Genomic DNA, 15,058 nt, shown 5'->3' with positions numbered 1-15,058 from the left:
ATTGTAACGTCCAGGATCATTAAACAGTTGGAAGCTGGAATAATCCCATGGAAGAAGCCATGGGAGAGCGGCAATAAAATGGCGTTCAATAGAATCAGCCGGAAGCCGTATTCTGCATTGAACAGCATGTTGTTGTCTCATCCAGGAGAATATGCCACTTTTAAACAGTGGGAAAGTATCGGAGGACATGTTCGGAAAGGTGAAACCTCTGATATTGTAGTTTATTGGAACTGGGTTCCGGTAAAAAATACAGAAAAGAAAGAGGACGAAGAAGTCCCAATGAAGCCAGTGCTCAGATACTACAATGTATTCCATATCTCCCAGGTGGATGGTGTAGAGCCACTAGCCGAAGAGGAGATAGAGCTGGAGCCACTTGAGGAAGCAGAGAAGGTGAAAGACACTTATCTTTCAAGGGAACCATCTTTGACACTCCGGATCGAGCATTCAGATAAGGCATTCTACAGTCCTCATCAGGACTGTATCGTCGTTCCCAGGCTTGATCAGTATATGGATGCGGCGGAGTACTATGGTACGATGTTTCACGAAATGGTGCATAGTACCGGGCATAAGTCCAGGCTGGATCGGCTAGAGACCGGGGTTGCTGCAGCTTTTGGTGGAACTGAGTACAGCAAAGAAGAATTGGTTGCTGAAAGTGGAAGCGCAATGATTCTTGGTCGGACAGGAATTGAAACTTCCGATACAATTAGGAACAATGCCGGCTATATTCAGAGTTGGCTGGCATTGTTGAAAAATGACTCGAAATTCATTGTATCTGCAGCACGCAAGGCAGAAAAAGCAGTAGAGTACATTTATAACGGAAAAACAGAAAAAGAAAATAAGAATGTAGAGACAAGGAAGGAGTAATACCTATCCTCATGAAATGAGGTTGTATAGAGATTCGTATGGTAAATCTATAACGGTACTAAGTGATGCGCCCTGAATAACAGGACGTATTTTTTGTTACCGTAGGCAGGAATGCCTTGTAAAATACGGCGGAGCGGCTGTGCCTCGCTAAGCACTTAATAATGCATCCAAGCCGATTACCGTATTGCCATTATCCAGGATTTGGTTAGTGGCTGGTATGAAAGTATGTTGGTTTTCAACTGGAATTAGTAGTTTTGTGGCATGTTATCTCGCGAAAGATGTAGATGAAATTATATATACACGAGTAGCAAATCAGCACCCGGACAGTGAAAGATTTTTGCATGATTGCGAAAAACTTCTAGGGCGCAAAATTACGATTATCCAGTCGGAAGACTATAAAGACGTGGATGAAGTAATAGAGAGAACCCGATGCATCAATACTCCTTATGGAGCACCCTGTACGGAACGCTTAAAGAAACGTGTCCGTATGAAATGGGAGCGGGAACATCCAGATCACCATACATATGTGTGGGGATTTGATGTGACCGAGAAAGACCGTGCGGAGAGCATTGAAAAAGCATTGAGTGATTACGACCATGAGTTTCCACTGATTGAGAATAATCTTACGAAGGAAGAAGCACATGGAATTGCATATAAACCCGGTCTGAAACGTCCAATTTTATATGATATGGGCTATAAAAATAACAATTGCCTCGGCTGTGTGAAAGGTGGCATGGGATATTGGAATAAAATCCGGAGAGATTTTCCTGATGTTTTTGCCCGTAGAGCAAAGCAGGAACGGGAAATCGGGCATAGCTGTATCAATGGCGTGTTCCTGGATGAACTGGATCCCGACAGAGGTAATATAAATACTGAGGTCATGGAAGACTGCACGATAGCGTGTCAGCTTTTGACCTGGGGAAAGTAGAGGAAAAGAATGAAAATTGTAAAATATAAAGTCCTTTTGAATGAGGATAATAAAAATGTGTTGGTCAAGGAAAACGCACAACTTTATTATTGTGCAGGAGGAGTTTTAAATTCTCCTGAGAAAATTGTGCAGATGTGCAACGAGGTGTTGCAGGCAAACAGATTAGCAGAAGAGTATATATGGCTGCTTGCCTTCAATACCAAAAATAGACTCATTGGTCTATTTGAGATATCTCATGGAGCTGTGGACTTATCCATTCTGAGACCAAGAGAAGTCTTTATAAGGCTCTTTTTATGCGGAGCTGTTAGCTTCATTTTGGTACATAACCATCCGAGTGGCGATCCAACTCCATCACAAGAGGATATGGCTGCTACTGAGCGCCATATTGAGGTGGGAAAAACAATGGGAATCCCATTGCTTGACCATATTATCATTGGATCAGATGACAGGGGTGGAAATTTTTACTTCAGTATGAGAGAACGAAATCTTGAATTGTTTGAACCAAGAGAGTAGACAATTTCATTAACAGCTGATATAATGGGAATATCAGTTAATTGCTTTATGTGTAAACGGAAACTAGGTTCATGACTCCTTCGGGAGCCGTGGACCTTTTTTTGTACAAAAAAACTGAAATAAATGAGAGGGAGGGTAGGCGCACAAAAATCGTGCAAACAAAACCGCAGAAACAATCAAAGAAAAGAGGAAAAAAATTATGGTAAACAGATACTTAAAAATGAGCACAGCTCATTTAAAAGAGGCAACTATTGCTGCACTGGAGATTATGGATGTTCCCTACTGTGTCATCTACGACGAAGGTGTATTTATCAGTGTTCTGGATCTTGATCATACAGATGCTCAGACGAGAAAAAAATATGATGAGCTTCCAGAAGATTTGCTGACAATTCTGAATTATGCCAGAAAATTGGGTGCAAGCCTTGTCTGGTTGGATCGGGATGCCGATGAGGTCGAAGGACTTCCAGTATATGAATGGTAAATGTGGAGGCATGTTATGAAAGACTATCTTTTAGCAAGAAGCGATGGACACGTAATGGTTTCTGTTTCAACGGGGACAAAGGAACAGCTGGAACGGGTATATCCCAAAGGGTGTCCATTTCAGAACTATTCTATGTTTGACCTGTTGATGAGCTGGATAAAAATGTATTCGTGGCAGATCAGGAGCAGCGTACCTATGTCCTTGATTGATTTTGTTAAAGAAATCAGGGTAGATGGGAAATCTGTATATAAAGAAGAAATAATAAAATTACTAAAAAAATAAGGAGTGTGGCTCATGAAAGGAATCATGAAGGTGAGCAGATTAAATAAATCCGGATTATATATATCAGAACTTAATTGGGATAAATGCTATCAGGGAAAAAATAATCCGAAAGGTTATTTTGTAATGATAATTGAACCATTGGAAGGATGGGAAAAAGGCATTATTTATTACGAGAAAGAAAAAAACGGATATTTAATCGAAGGTGAGGGGTACATCGTTGAAGGAAACCCAAGCGATATTAAAGAAAATGTAAAAAAACGGAGGACGATGTATAAAACAGAACCGTTTGAATACATAAAAGCGGAATTGAGCGAAAAAAATAATGATGAAGGGAGAGAGTTATGAAATTGTGGAGGTTAAAATGTCAAAATTAACAGAGACAGAAATGGAAGAAATTCTGAAAACAGAAATTTCATTAGAATTGCTTGAAGTTGATGCGGGAATTTACGAATTCCATTTTGATGGAAAAATGAGCATAGGGATAAGCTATGAGCAAGCAGGGCTTGAAACAGACCATACTGTGTATACTTTTAATCTATTTGTAAATTCAGAATATATCAACATTTCTGGGTATTATGACAGTATTTATGATGCAGTAAAAATTCTGACTGATGAATGGAATATGGCAGTAGATGAATATGGAGATGACTAATGATCTCTTGTGAACAGCCAATTCCGGGATATATTTCAGTAGAAGCATTGTGACAGGCGTTGATAAACAGGGGTGAAGAACCTATTAGGTATCATAATACATAAAACGGTAAACATAAGATTGGAGTAGAAAAAATGAATGAAGAATTGAAAAAATTTGCAGAAAAATATAATTGGAAATTAGAAGTATGGCACGGGGAAGATAGAGGAGTTTTATGCGGTGTGCAGGAAACAAATCGTGGAGAAGATCCTCTTCCACTATATAGATTTCCAGGTGGTGTTTCTTTGGAATAATTATAGACATTTCAAAATAAAGCTGATATAATAAGACTATCAGTTTATTGTACTATTTGTTTGAGGAAATTAGGTTCATGACTCCTTCGGGAGCCGTGAACCTTTTTTTGTGCAAAACTGAAATAAATGAGAAGGAGGGTAGCAGCGCCAAAGCGCAACCGAAAAATAAAGAAAGGAGAAGAACTAGGATGAACGACAAACGTGAACCTGCTGCCGATCGGCGCATTACGCTTTGTGAGAAACGGGATATTCTGAACAAAAACTTCTGCTGCCGGCTCATCCACTTGGATACATCCAGCCCGGAAGAAATGGTGGAGTTCCAGTGGAAATGCTATAAGGCAGGCTGGTCCATCGCAGATGCAGATGATTATGCATGGCTGAATACGCTGTTTGGATATGATATCGGCATGACGTGTGCAGCTGAAATATCCAGAGCAGTGTATGAGCGTGACTGGAGTCCCATGGAGCTTGGTGTAAAGGACCGGCTTATACTGGGAGATATCTGCGGGGAGCGTAAGATCGCTGTAAGCTTCGACACCTGGGTTCATACGGAACCGGAGTGTATGGCATATTACGGGAAATAAGAAAGGAATGGATAAAAAAATGAAAGTAAAAAAATACATCACATACGAAGAGCCGCTGAAGGGTGAGAGCTTCACCTTGGAACAGATGCAAGAAGTATATGAGGTTCGGGTGGATAAAAAAGAATATCCGGAATTCTCTATATGGCTTCATGATATGATCCGCAGTGGTGTATTTGAGGAGGTAGTGAATGAATAGGAGTGTCAATAAACTCACAGTAAAGTTAGTGAGAAAAGGATATAGTGTTATGACCGGAATGCACCAGATGAAGGATGGAACGCAGGTGATGGCATTTTATGTCAAAAAAAATGGAATGCCACCGCTTGTGTTGCCGTTGGATTTCATTAGGGCATCAGTGGAAAAACTGGGGGTCGAAGAAACGTTTAAACAGTGTGAAGAGATTTTTAAACCTTCAGCTTCTGAAGATGTCATGGAACTTGGAATTCGCTTGAGAAAGTCAACTTCGGAACCTTCGGCACAGAAGAAGGAATCTCCATTTGAAGGAATCGAAGTGTATTTGGCGGTCGATCATAAAATCGTATCATTGAATAAACGCTCCCATAAAGATATCGAGGATGAGGTGACTGAATATCTGAAAGAGGCTGGTCTTTGCATCTCAGGTGCCTGGAGGGAAGCATACAAAAATACCTTCAAAAAGAGCATCATAGTGCCGCTGGATCTCTTTTATCCAGGACCAACAATCAAGATCCCTGGTATTGAAACTTCGGATATTTATGTAGCCACTAACTCGAAGCTATTTAATGGAGCGACTGCGATCCTGGATAAAGAAAAACTCTCTCGGATCGCGGAAAAAGAAAAGTGCGATGCATTCGTGCTGTTCCCGGCGAACGTCCATACAATGTTTATGGTGGCATTAAAGCCGCCATTTACAATTGATATGGCAGCAGGCTATTTTAAAGAGGCGAATGGCGCACCAACTCCGGAAGAAGAATTGGGCGATAAGCCGTATGTTGTCAGACTGAAGGACGGCGAGATGCATGTCGAAATAATAGAATAACCTAAGTAGAAAGGAATCCGAAAGGGTTCCTTTCTTGTTGGAAGGTTCAGCAGTGATAAAATGATGCGGTTCCTTAAACGGGGGCTTGAAACAAGAAAGGTAGGAAATATATATGAGATATATGATAAACTATAATGAGTCCGTGATGAAGGTATTAAACAGTGTTGCGGAAAAATTAGAGGAATATGGGTTCAAGACATGTATTACGAACTCTAGCGAAAACTTTATAGACTGGAAATTATACTATGGATATGGGAAAGTTCTTGTAGGAGTAGATGTATTAGACATTTTAAAGGGAACAAAAGAAAAAACCTTGACTGGTTATGCAGATCAACTGAACCGGGAATATGTAGAACCGGATCAGGTTCCAAGTAACATCACTGAGCTGTTAAAGGATGAGAAGTGGATTAAGGAACATTTAACAGTACGGGTATTGTCTCAGAAAGAAAGTCACAATCCTGAAAAAATTAGCCGAGATACAAAGTTTGAGGGAATCTGGAGCTTTTTATATCTTATAATTCGTGAAGAAGGTGATACTGTAATGGGAGGATATTTGACTCTGGAGACTCTGAAGGAGGCAGGAATTTCACAGGATGAAGCATGGGAAATTGCATACAAGAACGTGGAGGCGGCATGCGAGATAGAGAGCTTAAGCAATGTCATTGCTAGGGAATCGAAAAAGTATGGTGCAGATATTGCTATGGCTTCTCCGGCTTCTGAAATGTTCGAACCGGAATTATATGTCATCACGAACACGTCTGGTTCTTATGGAGCAGCTTCTATCTTGAACGATGCAACGCTTCGTGACTTTGGAGAAAGAATTGACTGCCGGAAACTTGTGGCAATTCCTTCTAGCGTTCACGAGTTCCTTCTTATGAGATACAGTAATTTGAACGCTGAGTGGAATCTCAAAAATATCATTAGGACTATCAATGAAGAGGACATAATTCCGGAAGATAGACTGGGAGACACGCCATATCTGATCGCAATCGAGCCAGATGCAGTTCGGGTATCTGTACTGAATACACTGAAAAGGTGATACATAAAGGAAAGGTAGGAAATATATATGATAAACTATAATGAGTCCGTGATGAAGATCTTAAACCGTGTTGCTGAAAACTTAAAGGAACGTGGGTTCAGGATAAAAATTATGACCTTTAATAGCGAAGACATTGAGGATTGGCAGTTATATTTTGGACATGGAAAAGCTCTTGTAGGAGTAGATGCAATGGATGTTTTAAAAGGCATAAGAGAGATGAGCCTGACTGATTATGTAAATGAACTGAGCCGGGAATATAAAGAGCCTAATGAGGTCCCAAATAACCTTACAGAATTATTAAAAAATAAGGACTGGGTAAAAGAGCATTTAACGGTACGGGTATTGCCGCAGGAAGAACGTTGCAGACCTGGGAGAATTAGCAGGGATACAAAGTTCGAGGAAATCAGGAGTTTTTTATTTCTGAAGATCCGTGAAACTGCAGATACTATAATAGGTGCATATTTAACTCCGGAAATGCTGCAGGAAATTGGAATCCCACAGGATGATGCATGGGAAAATGTATACAGGAATGTTGAGGGGGCATGCGTGATCAAGCGTGTGAAGGATGTGCTTGCTGAGGAATATCCGGGACTTACAATGTCAGAACCGGAATTATACGTTATAACAAATGCAGCCGCTAATTATGGAGCGGCATCTATCTTGAATGATGAAACACTTCGTGATTTTGGAGAAAAAATCGACTGCCGGAAATTTATAGCAATTCCCTCTAGTGTTCACGAGTTTCTTCTTATAAGATACAGCGATTGCGCAGATGATGAGGAAGTCATTCGAAATACCATCAGAGATGTCAATGAAAACAATGTGGCTCCGAGGGATAGACTGGGAGAGTTTCCATACCTGATCACAATCGATCCGGATGCAGTTCATGTATCTGCTCTGAAAGGATGATACATAAAGAATTCTGAAAACATTAAAAAAATGAAGGAAGGTAATATTATGAGAGCTTTTAATATTAAATGGGATACAGACGGCGATATGGACGTGCTTGAGAGTCTGCCGAAAGAAATGGACATTCCTGAAGGAATGGAAGATGAGGAGGAGATCTCCGATTACATCTCAGATCAGACTGGCTGGTGCCATTTCGGGTTTGAACTGGATCCAGAGATCGAGTAGTGGCTGCATGTCCTGACTATTGAGGGTTCCTGAGATGGTGGGGCAGCAGGAGTGGATGGTTTGAAAGCAAGCCATAGATTGGATTCATGCGTCTGTCTGTAACCGTGAGTTGCGGTGCAGGCGGGCAGCAGAATTCATGGAATGTGAAATGGAAAACTCCCTGGTAATTACTGGGGAGTTTTTTGCTTGAAAAAAGTTAATTATCCAGTCTGTTCCTAAAAATTTTTTTGAAAAAATAGAAAAAGGTGTTGCAAATATGGAGATTATAGGTTAAAATATCAGCATCAGTTTATAATTCTATTTTGTTTTTAGGAGTATTAAGTCCATTTATCTCGACAGGGATAGTGGGCTTTTTTTGCACATAAAAGACAAAAAGAATGAGAACTTTCATATAAAACCCTTTTATCCAGACGTGGGTTAACTGGTTTATATAAAGTCACCATTAACATTGCGTTACGTAACGCAGAAGCAACCGATATTACCATAGATGGCTATCGGACAAAATCCTATGTTTAGGTCAGCGGAGATAGTATCAAGAGCTGAAAGGAAATTATGAAAAAACTTGTAACTTTTGTAGTTGTAGTAATCATGAGCGTTATGATGTGCCAGACAGCATTTGCTGTGCCGACACGACAGAAGACAGATGATGCAAACATCCTCCACATGAATATGGTGGATGTAACTGTAGAAAATAAGAGATTCCATCTCCCGTGGTTCACTGATGAAACAGTGGATCATCCAGATGTAGTGTGGGAGACGGTAGATGGTACCAGACTCTATTGTCTGGATATGAACCTAGAGGACATTCGTATGAATGCTCCGGGTGCTATGCCGTTTTGTCTTAATTAAAGTAAAAAGCTGTCACATTATGTGGCAGCTTTTTTGTTGGGAAAGCTGACTTTAAAATTCTTTGATTTTATTGAATTAAAATGTTTCCAGAGGGATGCAGAGATTATGGAATTGCATTAGATGCATTTATTGAACAGGAGAAAATGAATGGAATGTAGTGAGTATAAAAAATATTGCTTAAAATATATTTTATATAGGGTCGCAAGTGCGGCTCCATTTTTTTACCTATAACTATTCGTTAAAGCGGTATTTCACGAATAGTTATAGGTGTGATAGAACATATATAATATACCGCTCTTCTATCTTGTCGATGTAGGTAAACATGTCACAAAGATGTAGGACACTTATCACAATCACATGTAAATCCCACTTTTCTACTATTTTTTCAGAATTATATTTGTGATAAGTTTACCTACATTGATACTTTCTTTCGTAGATATTTCGAAAAATCTTGCATAACCCGATAATCAAAAATAGAAATCCCATGACCCTAAAGTGCAGGTTAATAATTTTGATTGCCGTAATGCCCAGAATAGAATGATATGGTTCGCCCATAAATATGTGGGGCAATATGCCGACTTGTATAGCACCGAGTGATATCCACAAATAATTAGGGATGCTCTTATTCGGATCAAGTAGGCGAAATATTATATATGCATATAGTACGAAACAAAATAATATTTTCAAATATAGCATATCAATTCCTCGCGTCTGCTTCTGTTTCCAATGTTATGAACAGCCTTGCTATTAGAGCTGATCAGTATCATTTGTTCCTTTAATCCAAGTGGAGACTAAGGAAACTGGTTCTTCAATTATTTGACTGATAGTCTCAATTCCCATTCCGCTATGGAACAGGCGCAACGCAGTATATCACGCCAATTACAAGATATAAAATAGTCTCGCGTCCCATAGATGCTCTCCTCTCCTATTTTCGTTTTCCCAGTCTATTTTCTGTGTATAGATCCCTTCTCCAGAATCAAAGATCTAAGCATCTTATTTCCGGTAAGGGCTGTTGTAACAGTGATAAAATAATAAATTCTTAAATCCACGCATATACAGTATGCAAAAAAGGCGAAATATGTTTTTTGCTACGCCATGAAATCTCCCTGAGTCTGTCTTAAATCCACGCAATTCATGATTGCGAATACGGCACCTTATCATATATTTATGAAAAAGACTGGGACTGTCAATGAATGTTGGAGGAACCACGTCCATGCTTAAATCCGCACCTATTATATCGTACAAGAAAATGAAACACAACTCCTATGAATACCGATAAAAGGTGATGCTGCTAAAAAATATTATAACTAGGTGAATAACGGAAGAAAAAACAACACCCCTTCCCTTATTGCCGATAAGAAAAGGCGCTGTTATAATTGACAACACTTTCCATTGGTCTTAAATCGACAGCCGCCATTTTTCTATGGCGGCTGTCTTTTGCAAGACTAGATCAGTTCTTCAAGAGAAACTGATTCCGGAATCTTTTTCAGAGCTGCATTGCCATCTGTGTCGATATCTACCAGGTCGAAGACTTTGGCAGTGGAGATATAATTGGTTTCATCTTGGGAGAACCAGTATACCTGCTTTACATCCATGCTTCCAGCCGGACGTGCGCAAGACTCATCGTTTTCAAATAAGGAGCATAAAGCTTTCTTAAAGAGAGCAATGTCCTTCTCTGTAACGTGGTTTTTCTCTGCACGAATCGGATTGATGCTGCCACGAAGAACATATACTGCATCGCCAACGATACTCTTCATTCCCATTGTGTCACTGGCACGTTTGCCATTTTTGGTACTCTCTCCGTTTACGGATTTTGTGATCTGGATATCCTTGATCTCGACAACATCTGTACTGATGGTGTGCTCAATCGTTACGGCACTGCGAATGCCAACAGAAATTTTAGATCCGCTGTATGCGAACAGATTACCAAACAAACGCACATCGATCCATTTCTCACAAGCAGCGGCTGTGATCTTATCGGCAGCTCCATCCTTGAATTCGTTTTTTAAAACATCCGCAGCTCTTGCATGCAGAGAATCATAGCCGTCATCACAGCGGTCCTGGCTCTGCACAAAAATCGATTCGCCCATATCCTGTAAACGATTGCGGAGTTTTCTCTTGATGCATTCAGCAGAAATCTCTCCATATCCTTCAAGATTTGTGCGCGGCTTTCCTTCGTTCAAAGGATCCCCGTTTGGATTGCAGTTTTTAACATTTAATAACGCGACAAAATCATATTTTCTCATGACTGAACTCCTTATACTTCTGTATTCTCTGATTCACTAGAAGCCGAATCTGTGCCGGCTGCATTGCTTCTTGCGTAGTCTCTTCTTGAAAAATAATTCGACTGACTGGAATATCCTAAAAGGTATGTGGCACCCAATGGCGTGTTCGTGAAGTCAGAAGGATTCATGGATGAGAGGATACCATTGATCATATCTTTGTAGTATTCTCCATCGCTTGATCCGTATTTATTAAGCTTTCTCAGATAAATCTGCAACTTGCGGAAAAGCTGTTCCCATGTAGTTGCAGGACGTTTGACAAAATCCGACATATAGCGGATCGCATTTGTTTCGCGATCGGAATCCGTACTTGTAAAGGTTTTACGCTCTGCGTAGTTTGCGATTGCAAGCAAGCGACCGAAGAGGTAATCTCGGTCGGTACGATCATAATCGAGCATGATCTCTCCTCCTTTGAATTTGGTTCCATTTATTACGGCACAGGCAATCGAAAATACAGAATTCCAAGCATTTTTGTAGTGCTCCGGATGCGTTGCATGTGCGAAAAGATTCTTCTGTATATCTGCCGGAAGTGGTCGATTTTCAATGAGGCAATCACTAATTCGTGAGATTGCCTTTGCCACAAGGGCTTTCGAAGCAACGGATAACTGCCCTTTGGAATCTTCATGTCCATATGCTGCCCTTACGACATCATATACGGATGGTGCTCCGACAAAATCGAAGGAGCCATAGCTCAAATACCAAAAATAAGTTTTGTGCCAGGTTAAGATATTTTTATAAAATTCCTGAGCTGTGATAATTCTGTAATCCAGAACAGATATCCTTCCTTTAAGGCTTCCCTTTAAGGAACTACCCAGCTGCAAATAATGAATCACACCATTGCATGAATCCTCGTTATCCTGGAAAATCTGATTGAACGCTTCGTCCATCGCTTCCAGATACTCGGTACGATTAGAAAAGCTTTTTGCCATGCTTTTTCCGAAGGTATTCGGAGTATTGGCATAGAATGGAATTACGATTGGAGATCCATTATCATGCCAGGCAAGAGAAATATCCTCATTTCCATTATAAGAAAGCCCTTGCAGCGCGATTAACCATTTCAGAGCATTGTGTGCCTTACAGGATGTGATATATCCAATCGTGGCAACATCGGAGGCAGATAAATATCGTTCTGATGAATACACGATCTGGAGCTTTTCATTTGATGAGATCAGCTTACCAAAATCGGATGTAGCCCGAATTCCATTAGAGTGCTTTAATGTGATTGGAATATTTTCCCCGGAAACGTAACAATAATCATGCGGAAATGTTTGATTGATCAGATTGTTATAGTATTCAATATAGGATCGATACATCGTAGGATCAAGCCATGTTTCCGGAATATAATCTGAGTCTGCAGAGTCATCCCCTTGAACGATAAAACGGACATTGCAACTCAAAATATCGGTGTTTCGTATTTTCTGTGATTCGTCAAAATATCCACCATCTTTTTGAAGTAATAATCCACGAGATGCGATATCTTCTATGAGAGAATGATTGGAGGTATATTCCAGTACAGCCTGTACCTGCGGTGTGGCAAATGGACTCTCCGCCCATTTCTCAAGCTGTTTGATATAGGCATCATGCCGGTTCTCATTGGATTTTCCGCCATCTTTTAGAATATAATAGGATTTCAAATCTCCAGTAATATAATCGATGCGGTCATTGAGTGCATGGGGGGCAATTCCGCTGGTTCTCGAATCAGAATCCAAGGTTACGGGAATGATCGTTTTGATATCGTCATCCGGACCGGCGAAAACAACATCCAGAAAATTTCCTTGCATGTCGATAGAGACAGTAATATGTCCTGACATAAGGGAATGGAAAATTGGAAGAAGGATAGCTGTTCGGTTGATTTTCTCATTGACAACGATTGTTTCACCAATCTTATCTTTGTTAGAATCGTAGACTTTTTCAAGATCATATAATAGATTCATTTGCTATGCTCCTCTATTCTGTCTGTGTTTCAATTTGTTTTGGTTTGACCCAAATCGGCTTTGCATCATGAAGGACGCGATGAATGGGGCAATCTTTTGGATCCGGGAATGTAATAATGCCGTTATTCATATCACAGTTCCACATATTCGTTGTGAGCTTTTTGGTTGTCGCTTTATTGTATGCCTGGTTCGGATAGGTATGGGAGTGAAACATCAGCCCCATGGACATATCGATTCCATCATAGTAGCCGGCTCCAGATCCAAAGGTACAAGGCTTCACATATCCTGTGCAGTCACTGGTTCCAAGTACGATCGGCATCCTGCCGCCTCGCTCAGTCCAGCGCCTTGCGCTTTCCATGTGTTTGGCAAAATTTCGGTCTTCCTTGTAATTTTCATCCAAGGACCAATTAAGCGCAACACGTACCTGATAGGAAACATCCTTTAGATAGGTACGGTATCCCAGATCGCATCCGGGACCATAATAGTTCGGCAGTTTCCTTGAACGCGCTTCAAATCGGATCGGATTCATAATGCGTACAGAAACTGGTCTCCATGAAATTGTAGGCTTCCAGTATATGGATTCTGTAATCCCCCTTAATGCGCTGAAAGTAGGTACCTGATAGCTGCACAGCTCTCCGGACAGCGATGTAATAGGATTGGAAAAGAGCGCATAATCGCCCCAAACATGGAAATCCAAATACTTGTAGGGTGTATTTTCACTCATGCGAACGCATCCCTTCTATAAATTTATTTAATATTTTATAACTGTTTAAATGATATAATAGAAATCGTTTCCTGTCAACAAAAATGACAATATTCACAGAAAAACCATGCAAATATAGACAAAAAAATCAAAGCATCCCGGTTTGCGCGAAACTCAAACGGGATGCTTTGATACGATCATAAATATGCCAGAGGCTTTGGGAAGCACCTAACACATATGATAAAGCTTATATGCAGTTATGATTTCCTTCTGCTCTTCCGAAATCAACGGATCCGAAGAGATGGAGGTTTCGGAAATAGAATAGAACTTGTGGCAGACGGAGCACAAAAAATGATCCTTGATTTTAAATAAGTGCCGCCCGCAGATCGGGCAGATATGATCGCAGATTCCTGGAATCTTTTTTTCTGCGGTTTTTGCTTTTTTGAACTGCTTTTTCTTCAAACGCTTTTTCATCGAACGCTCCTCTCTTGATTTGTGAGTTACTGGTACCGGATCGCATGAACGATGAACCGGTTTTTTCCGCGATTGGCACAGGTGGATAAGGTAAGGATCTGACGGTCGCTGGATGGAACGACCCCGGTCTGAATCACGGAGCGCTCTGTCAAGGTTTCCAGAAACGCTTCATATGCCTCGGTGTTTGCAAATGCAATCCGATATACCAGATTGGCATCAATGTCTTTTGGAACCACATATGCGGCAAATACCTGGTATACCAGAGTAGAATCCGGAGTATACAGATAGATGAACGGATGCTTATTATAGAAAGACAGGTTGCCATACGAGGACAGGGTGCCGAACATCGAACCGCTCTTCATATCGTGTCCGTGGATGATGAGATTCCTGGATTTCTGGTAGTCCCGGATTCCGGCATCGATGAAAATCGAACCACTGCCTCTTCTGGTCCCATCAAAATTTTTCTTAAGATAATCCGTATTATCCTGGGACTTCACGACCGGGTAGCTGATCCTGGTTCCCGGAATATCGATCCAGAATCGGTAATCCCGATTGCTTGCGCTGAGTCCGGCATGATCAACCTGTTTTTGCGGCTGTTTCAGATAAAGTTCTGCGGCAGCTGAGCTGGAAATCGGCTCCAGCTGCTTTCCGTCCCCTGTCTGTGCATCGGTAATTGGGGATGTTTCATCCGATTCTATGCTCTCCTCTAAAGCATCGGAAAGTGTTGCTGTGACGGTCTCAGCCTGTTCATATTTTTGCTTCAGGATTGACTCGTCAACCGTCTGGATCACATATGCGGCACACATATAGAGGAACCACATCGCAAATATAAAGCTGCTGATGGCAAATAATAGCCGGATGATCACATATCGAGCTTCTTTCTTTCCATCTTTCTGGTCTGTGTTTTTTTTGTTATTTTTCATGGCAATGCAAGATATCTCCCATACGATTAAGGATTATAGGAAGAGCATTCATCCAGATCATAGACAGACTGGATGAAATTGGAATTTATCGAAGACGGTCCCATGGG

19 protein-coding genes are annotated in these 15,058 nt (G+C 40.8%); 15 read left to right on the top strand and 4 right to left on the bottom strand.

Annotated features, from left to right (window positions below; all coding sequences use genetic code 11):
- From DXA87_RS04025 to DXA87_RS03965, 15 genes are all read left to right on the top strand, one after another.
- A partial coding sequence (locus tag DXA87_RS04025; protein ID WP_117503362.1) for a zincin-like metallopeptidase domain-containing protein occupies positions 1-864 on the top strand: 864 nt, incomplete at its 5' end.
- Between the two features lie 217 nt (positions 865-1,081).
- The gene (locus DXA87_RS04020; RefSeq protein ID WP_117503366.1) at positions 1,082-1,792 is read left to right on the top strand and encodes a phosphoadenosine phosphosulfate reductase; all 711 of its coding nucleotides are present in this window, start codon (positions 1,082-1,084) and stop codon (positions 1,790-1,792) included.
- A gap of 9 nt (positions 1,793-1,801) precedes the next feature.
- The gene (locus DXA87_RS04015) at positions 1,802-2,305 is read left to right on the top strand and encodes a JAB domain-containing protein (RefSeq protein WP_117503361.1); all 504 of its coding nucleotides are present in this window, start codon (positions 1,802-1,804) and stop codon (positions 2,303-2,305) included.
- A 199-nt stretch (positions 2,306-2,504) separates the two neighbouring features.
- Positions 2,505-2,786 (top strand): hypothetical protein, encoded by a 282-nt coding sequence (locus DXA87_RS04010; protein WP_117503360.1) that lies wholly within the window; start codon positions 2,505-2,507, stop codon positions 2,784-2,786.
- 15 nt (positions 2,787-2,801) lie between these two features.
- Positions 2,802-3,068: a hypothetical protein gene (locus DXA87_RS04005; protein ID WP_117503359.1), complete on the top strand. Its 267-nt coding sequence runs from the start codon at positions 2,802-2,804 to the stop codon at positions 3,066-3,068.
- A 12-nt stretch (positions 3,069-3,080) separates the two neighbouring features.
- On the top strand, positions 3,081-3,413 hold the full coding sequence (locus tag DXA87_RS04000) for a hypothetical protein (protein WP_117503358.1): 333 nt from the start codon (positions 3,081-3,083) through the stop codon (positions 3,411-3,413).
- 16 nt (positions 3,414-3,429) lie between these two features.
- Positions 3,430-3,720: a hypothetical protein gene (locus tag DXA87_RS03995; protein WP_117503357.1), complete on the top strand. Its 291-nt coding sequence runs from the start codon at positions 3,430-3,432 to the stop codon at positions 3,718-3,720.
- 134 nt (positions 3,721-3,854) lie between these two features.
- A complete protein-coding gene (locus DXA87_RS17905) occupies positions 3,855-4,013 on the top strand; it encodes a hypothetical protein (protein WP_158553015.1) in 159 nt (52 codons plus the stop codon).
- Positions 4,014-4,201: 188 nt separating this feature from the next.
- Entirely contained in the window at positions 4,202-4,597 is a 396-nt protein-coding gene (locus DXA87_RS03990) for a hypothetical protein (protein ID WP_117503356.1), read from the top strand.
- Between the two features lie 19 nt (positions 4,598-4,616).
- Positions 4,617-4,793: a hypothetical protein gene (locus DXA87_RS03985; protein WP_242998008.1), complete on the top strand. Its 177-nt coding sequence runs from the start codon at positions 4,617-4,619 to the stop codon at positions 4,791-4,793.
- Entirely contained in the window at positions 4,786-5,613 is an 828-nt protein-coding gene (locus DXA87_RS03980; protein WP_117503354.1) for a DUF5688 family protein, read from the top strand. The genes DXA87_RS03985 and DXA87_RS03980 overlap by 8 nt, the downstream gene beginning before the upstream one ends.
- A 112-nt stretch (positions 5,614-5,725) precedes the next feature.
- Positions 5,726-6,652 (top strand): DUF5688 family protein, encoded by a 927-nt coding sequence (locus DXA87_RS03975; RefSeq protein ID WP_117503353.1) that lies wholly within the window; start codon positions 5,726-5,728, stop codon positions 6,650-6,652.
- Between the two features lie 27 nt (positions 6,653-6,679).
- The gene (locus tag DXA87_RS03970; RefSeq protein ID WP_117503352.1) at positions 6,680-7,561 is read left to right on the top strand and encodes a DUF5688 family protein; all 882 of its coding nucleotides are present in this window, start codon (positions 6,680-6,682) and stop codon (positions 7,559-7,561) included.
- Between the two features lie 48 nt (positions 7,562-7,609).
- The gene (locus tag DXA87_RS17900; protein ID WP_158553014.1) at positions 7,610-7,786 is read left to right on the top strand and encodes a hypothetical protein; all 177 of its coding nucleotides are present in this window, start codon (positions 7,610-7,612) and stop codon (positions 7,784-7,786) included.
- 552 nt (positions 7,787-8,338) lie between these two features.
- Complete coding sequence (locus DXA87_RS03965; RefSeq protein ID WP_117503351.1) at positions 8,339-8,635, top strand: hypothetical protein; 297 nt, start codon at positions 8,339-8,341, stop codon at positions 8,633-8,635.
- Between the two features lie 1,445 nt (positions 8,636-10,080).
- On the opposite strand, the gene cas7c is transcribed toward DXA87_RS03965, so the two are convergent.
- The 4 genes from cas7c to srtB all read right to left on the bottom strand — a co-directional run bounded on the left by cas7c (position 10,081) and on the right by srtB (position 14,951).
- Entirely contained in the window at positions 10,081-10,881 is an 801-nt protein-coding gene (cas7c, locus tag DXA87_RS03955) for a type I-C CRISPR-associated protein Cas7/Csd2 (protein WP_117503349.1), read from the bottom strand.
- Positions 10,882-10,892: 11 nt separating this feature from the next.
- Positions 10,893-12,851, bottom strand: a complete 1,959-nt coding sequence (cas8c, locus tag DXA87_RS03950) for a type I-C CRISPR-associated protein Cas8c/Csd1 (protein WP_117503348.1) — start codon at positions 12,849-12,851, stop codon at positions 10,893-10,895.
- Positions 12,852-12,864: 13 nt separating this feature from the next.
- Positions 12,865-13,575, bottom strand: coding sequence for a type I-C CRISPR-associated protein Cas5c (cas5c, locus tag DXA87_RS03945; protein ID WP_117503347.1), 711 nt, complete (start codon positions 13,573-13,575; stop codon positions 12,865-12,867).
- Positions 13,576-14,054: 479 nt separating this feature from the next.
- On the bottom strand, positions 14,055-14,951 hold the full coding sequence (srtB, locus tag DXA87_RS03935) for a class B sortase (protein WP_117503345.1): 897 nt from the start codon (positions 14,949-14,951) through the stop codon (positions 14,055-14,057).
- Between the last annotated feature and the right edge of the window lie 107 nt (positions 14,952-15,058).

Source organism: Desulfotomaculum sp. OF05-3 (assembly GCF_003435535.1).
Lineage (GTDB): Bacteria > Bacillota > Clostridia > Lachnospirales > Lachnospiraceae > Pilosibacter > Pilosibacter fragilis.
This window is presented reverse-complemented; position numbering and strand designations above follow the sequence as displayed.

Excerpts from the sequence above, each read along its gene's own strand:
- DXA87_RS04020 (WP_117503366.1), top strand. The coding sequence starts at position 1,082 with ATGAAAGTATGTTGGTTTTCAACTGGAATTAGTAGTTTTGTGGCATGT.
- DXA87_RS04015 (WP_117503361.1), top strand. The coding sequence starts at position 1,802 with ATGAAAATTGTAAAATATAAAGTCCTTTTGAATGAGGATAATAAAAAT.
- DXA87_RS04010 (WP_117503360.1), top strand. The coding sequence starts at position 2,505 with ATGGTAAACAGATACTTAAAAATGAGCACAGCTCATTTAAAAGAGGCA.
- DXA87_RS04005 (WP_117503359.1), top strand. The coding sequence starts at position 2,802 with ATGAAAGACTATCTTTTAGCAAGAAGCGATGGACACGTAATGGTTTCT.
- DXA87_RS04000 (WP_117503358.1), top strand. The coding sequence starts at position 3,081 with ATGAAAGGAATCATGAAGGTGAGCAGATTAAATAAATCCGGATTATAT.
- DXA87_RS03995 (WP_117503357.1), top strand. The coding sequence starts at position 3,430 with ATGTCAAAATTAACAGAGACAGAAATGGAAGAAATTCTGAAAACAGAA.
- DXA87_RS17905 (WP_158553015.1), top strand. The coding sequence starts at position 3,855 with ATGAATGAAGAATTGAAAAAATTTGCAGAAAAATATAATTGGAAATTA.
- DXA87_RS03990 (WP_117503356.1), top strand. The coding sequence starts at position 4,202 with ATGAACGACAAACGTGAACCTGCTGCCGATCGGCGCATTACGCTTTGT.
- DXA87_RS03985 (WP_242998008.1), top strand. The coding sequence starts at position 4,617 with ATGAAAGTAAAAAAATACATCACATACGAAGAGCCGCTGAAGGGTGAG.
- DXA87_RS03980 (WP_117503354.1), top strand. The coding sequence starts at position 4,786 with ATGAATAGGAGTGTCAATAAACTCACAGTAAAGTTAGTGAGAAAAGGA.
- DXA87_RS03975 (WP_117503353.1), top strand. The coding sequence starts at position 5,726 with ATGAGATATATGATAAACTATAATGAGTCCGTGATGAAGGTATTAAAC.
- DXA87_RS03970 (WP_117503352.1), top strand. The coding sequence starts at position 6,680 with ATGATAAACTATAATGAGTCCGTGATGAAGATCTTAAACCGTGTTGCT.
- DXA87_RS17900 (WP_158553014.1), top strand. The coding sequence starts at position 7,610 with ATGAGAGCTTTTAATATTAAATGGGATACAGACGGCGATATGGACGTG.
- DXA87_RS03965 (WP_117503351.1), top strand. The coding sequence starts at position 8,339 with ATGAAAAAACTTGTAACTTTTGTAGTTGTAGTAATCATGAGCGTTATG.
- cas7c (WP_117503349.1), bottom strand. The coding sequence starts at position 10,881 with ATGAGAAAATATGATTTTGTCGCGTTATTAAATGTTAAAAACTGCAAT.
- cas8c (WP_117503348.1), bottom strand. The coding sequence starts at position 12,851 with ATGAATCTATTATATGATCTTGAAAAAGTCTACGATTCTAACAAAGAT.
- cas5c (WP_117503347.1), bottom strand. The coding sequence starts at position 13,575 with ATGAGTGAAAATACACCCTACAAGTATTTGGATTTCCATGTTTGGGGC.
- srtB (WP_117503345.1), bottom strand. The coding sequence starts at position 14,951 with ATGAAAAATAACAAAAAAAACACAGACCAGAAAGATGGAAAGAAAGAA.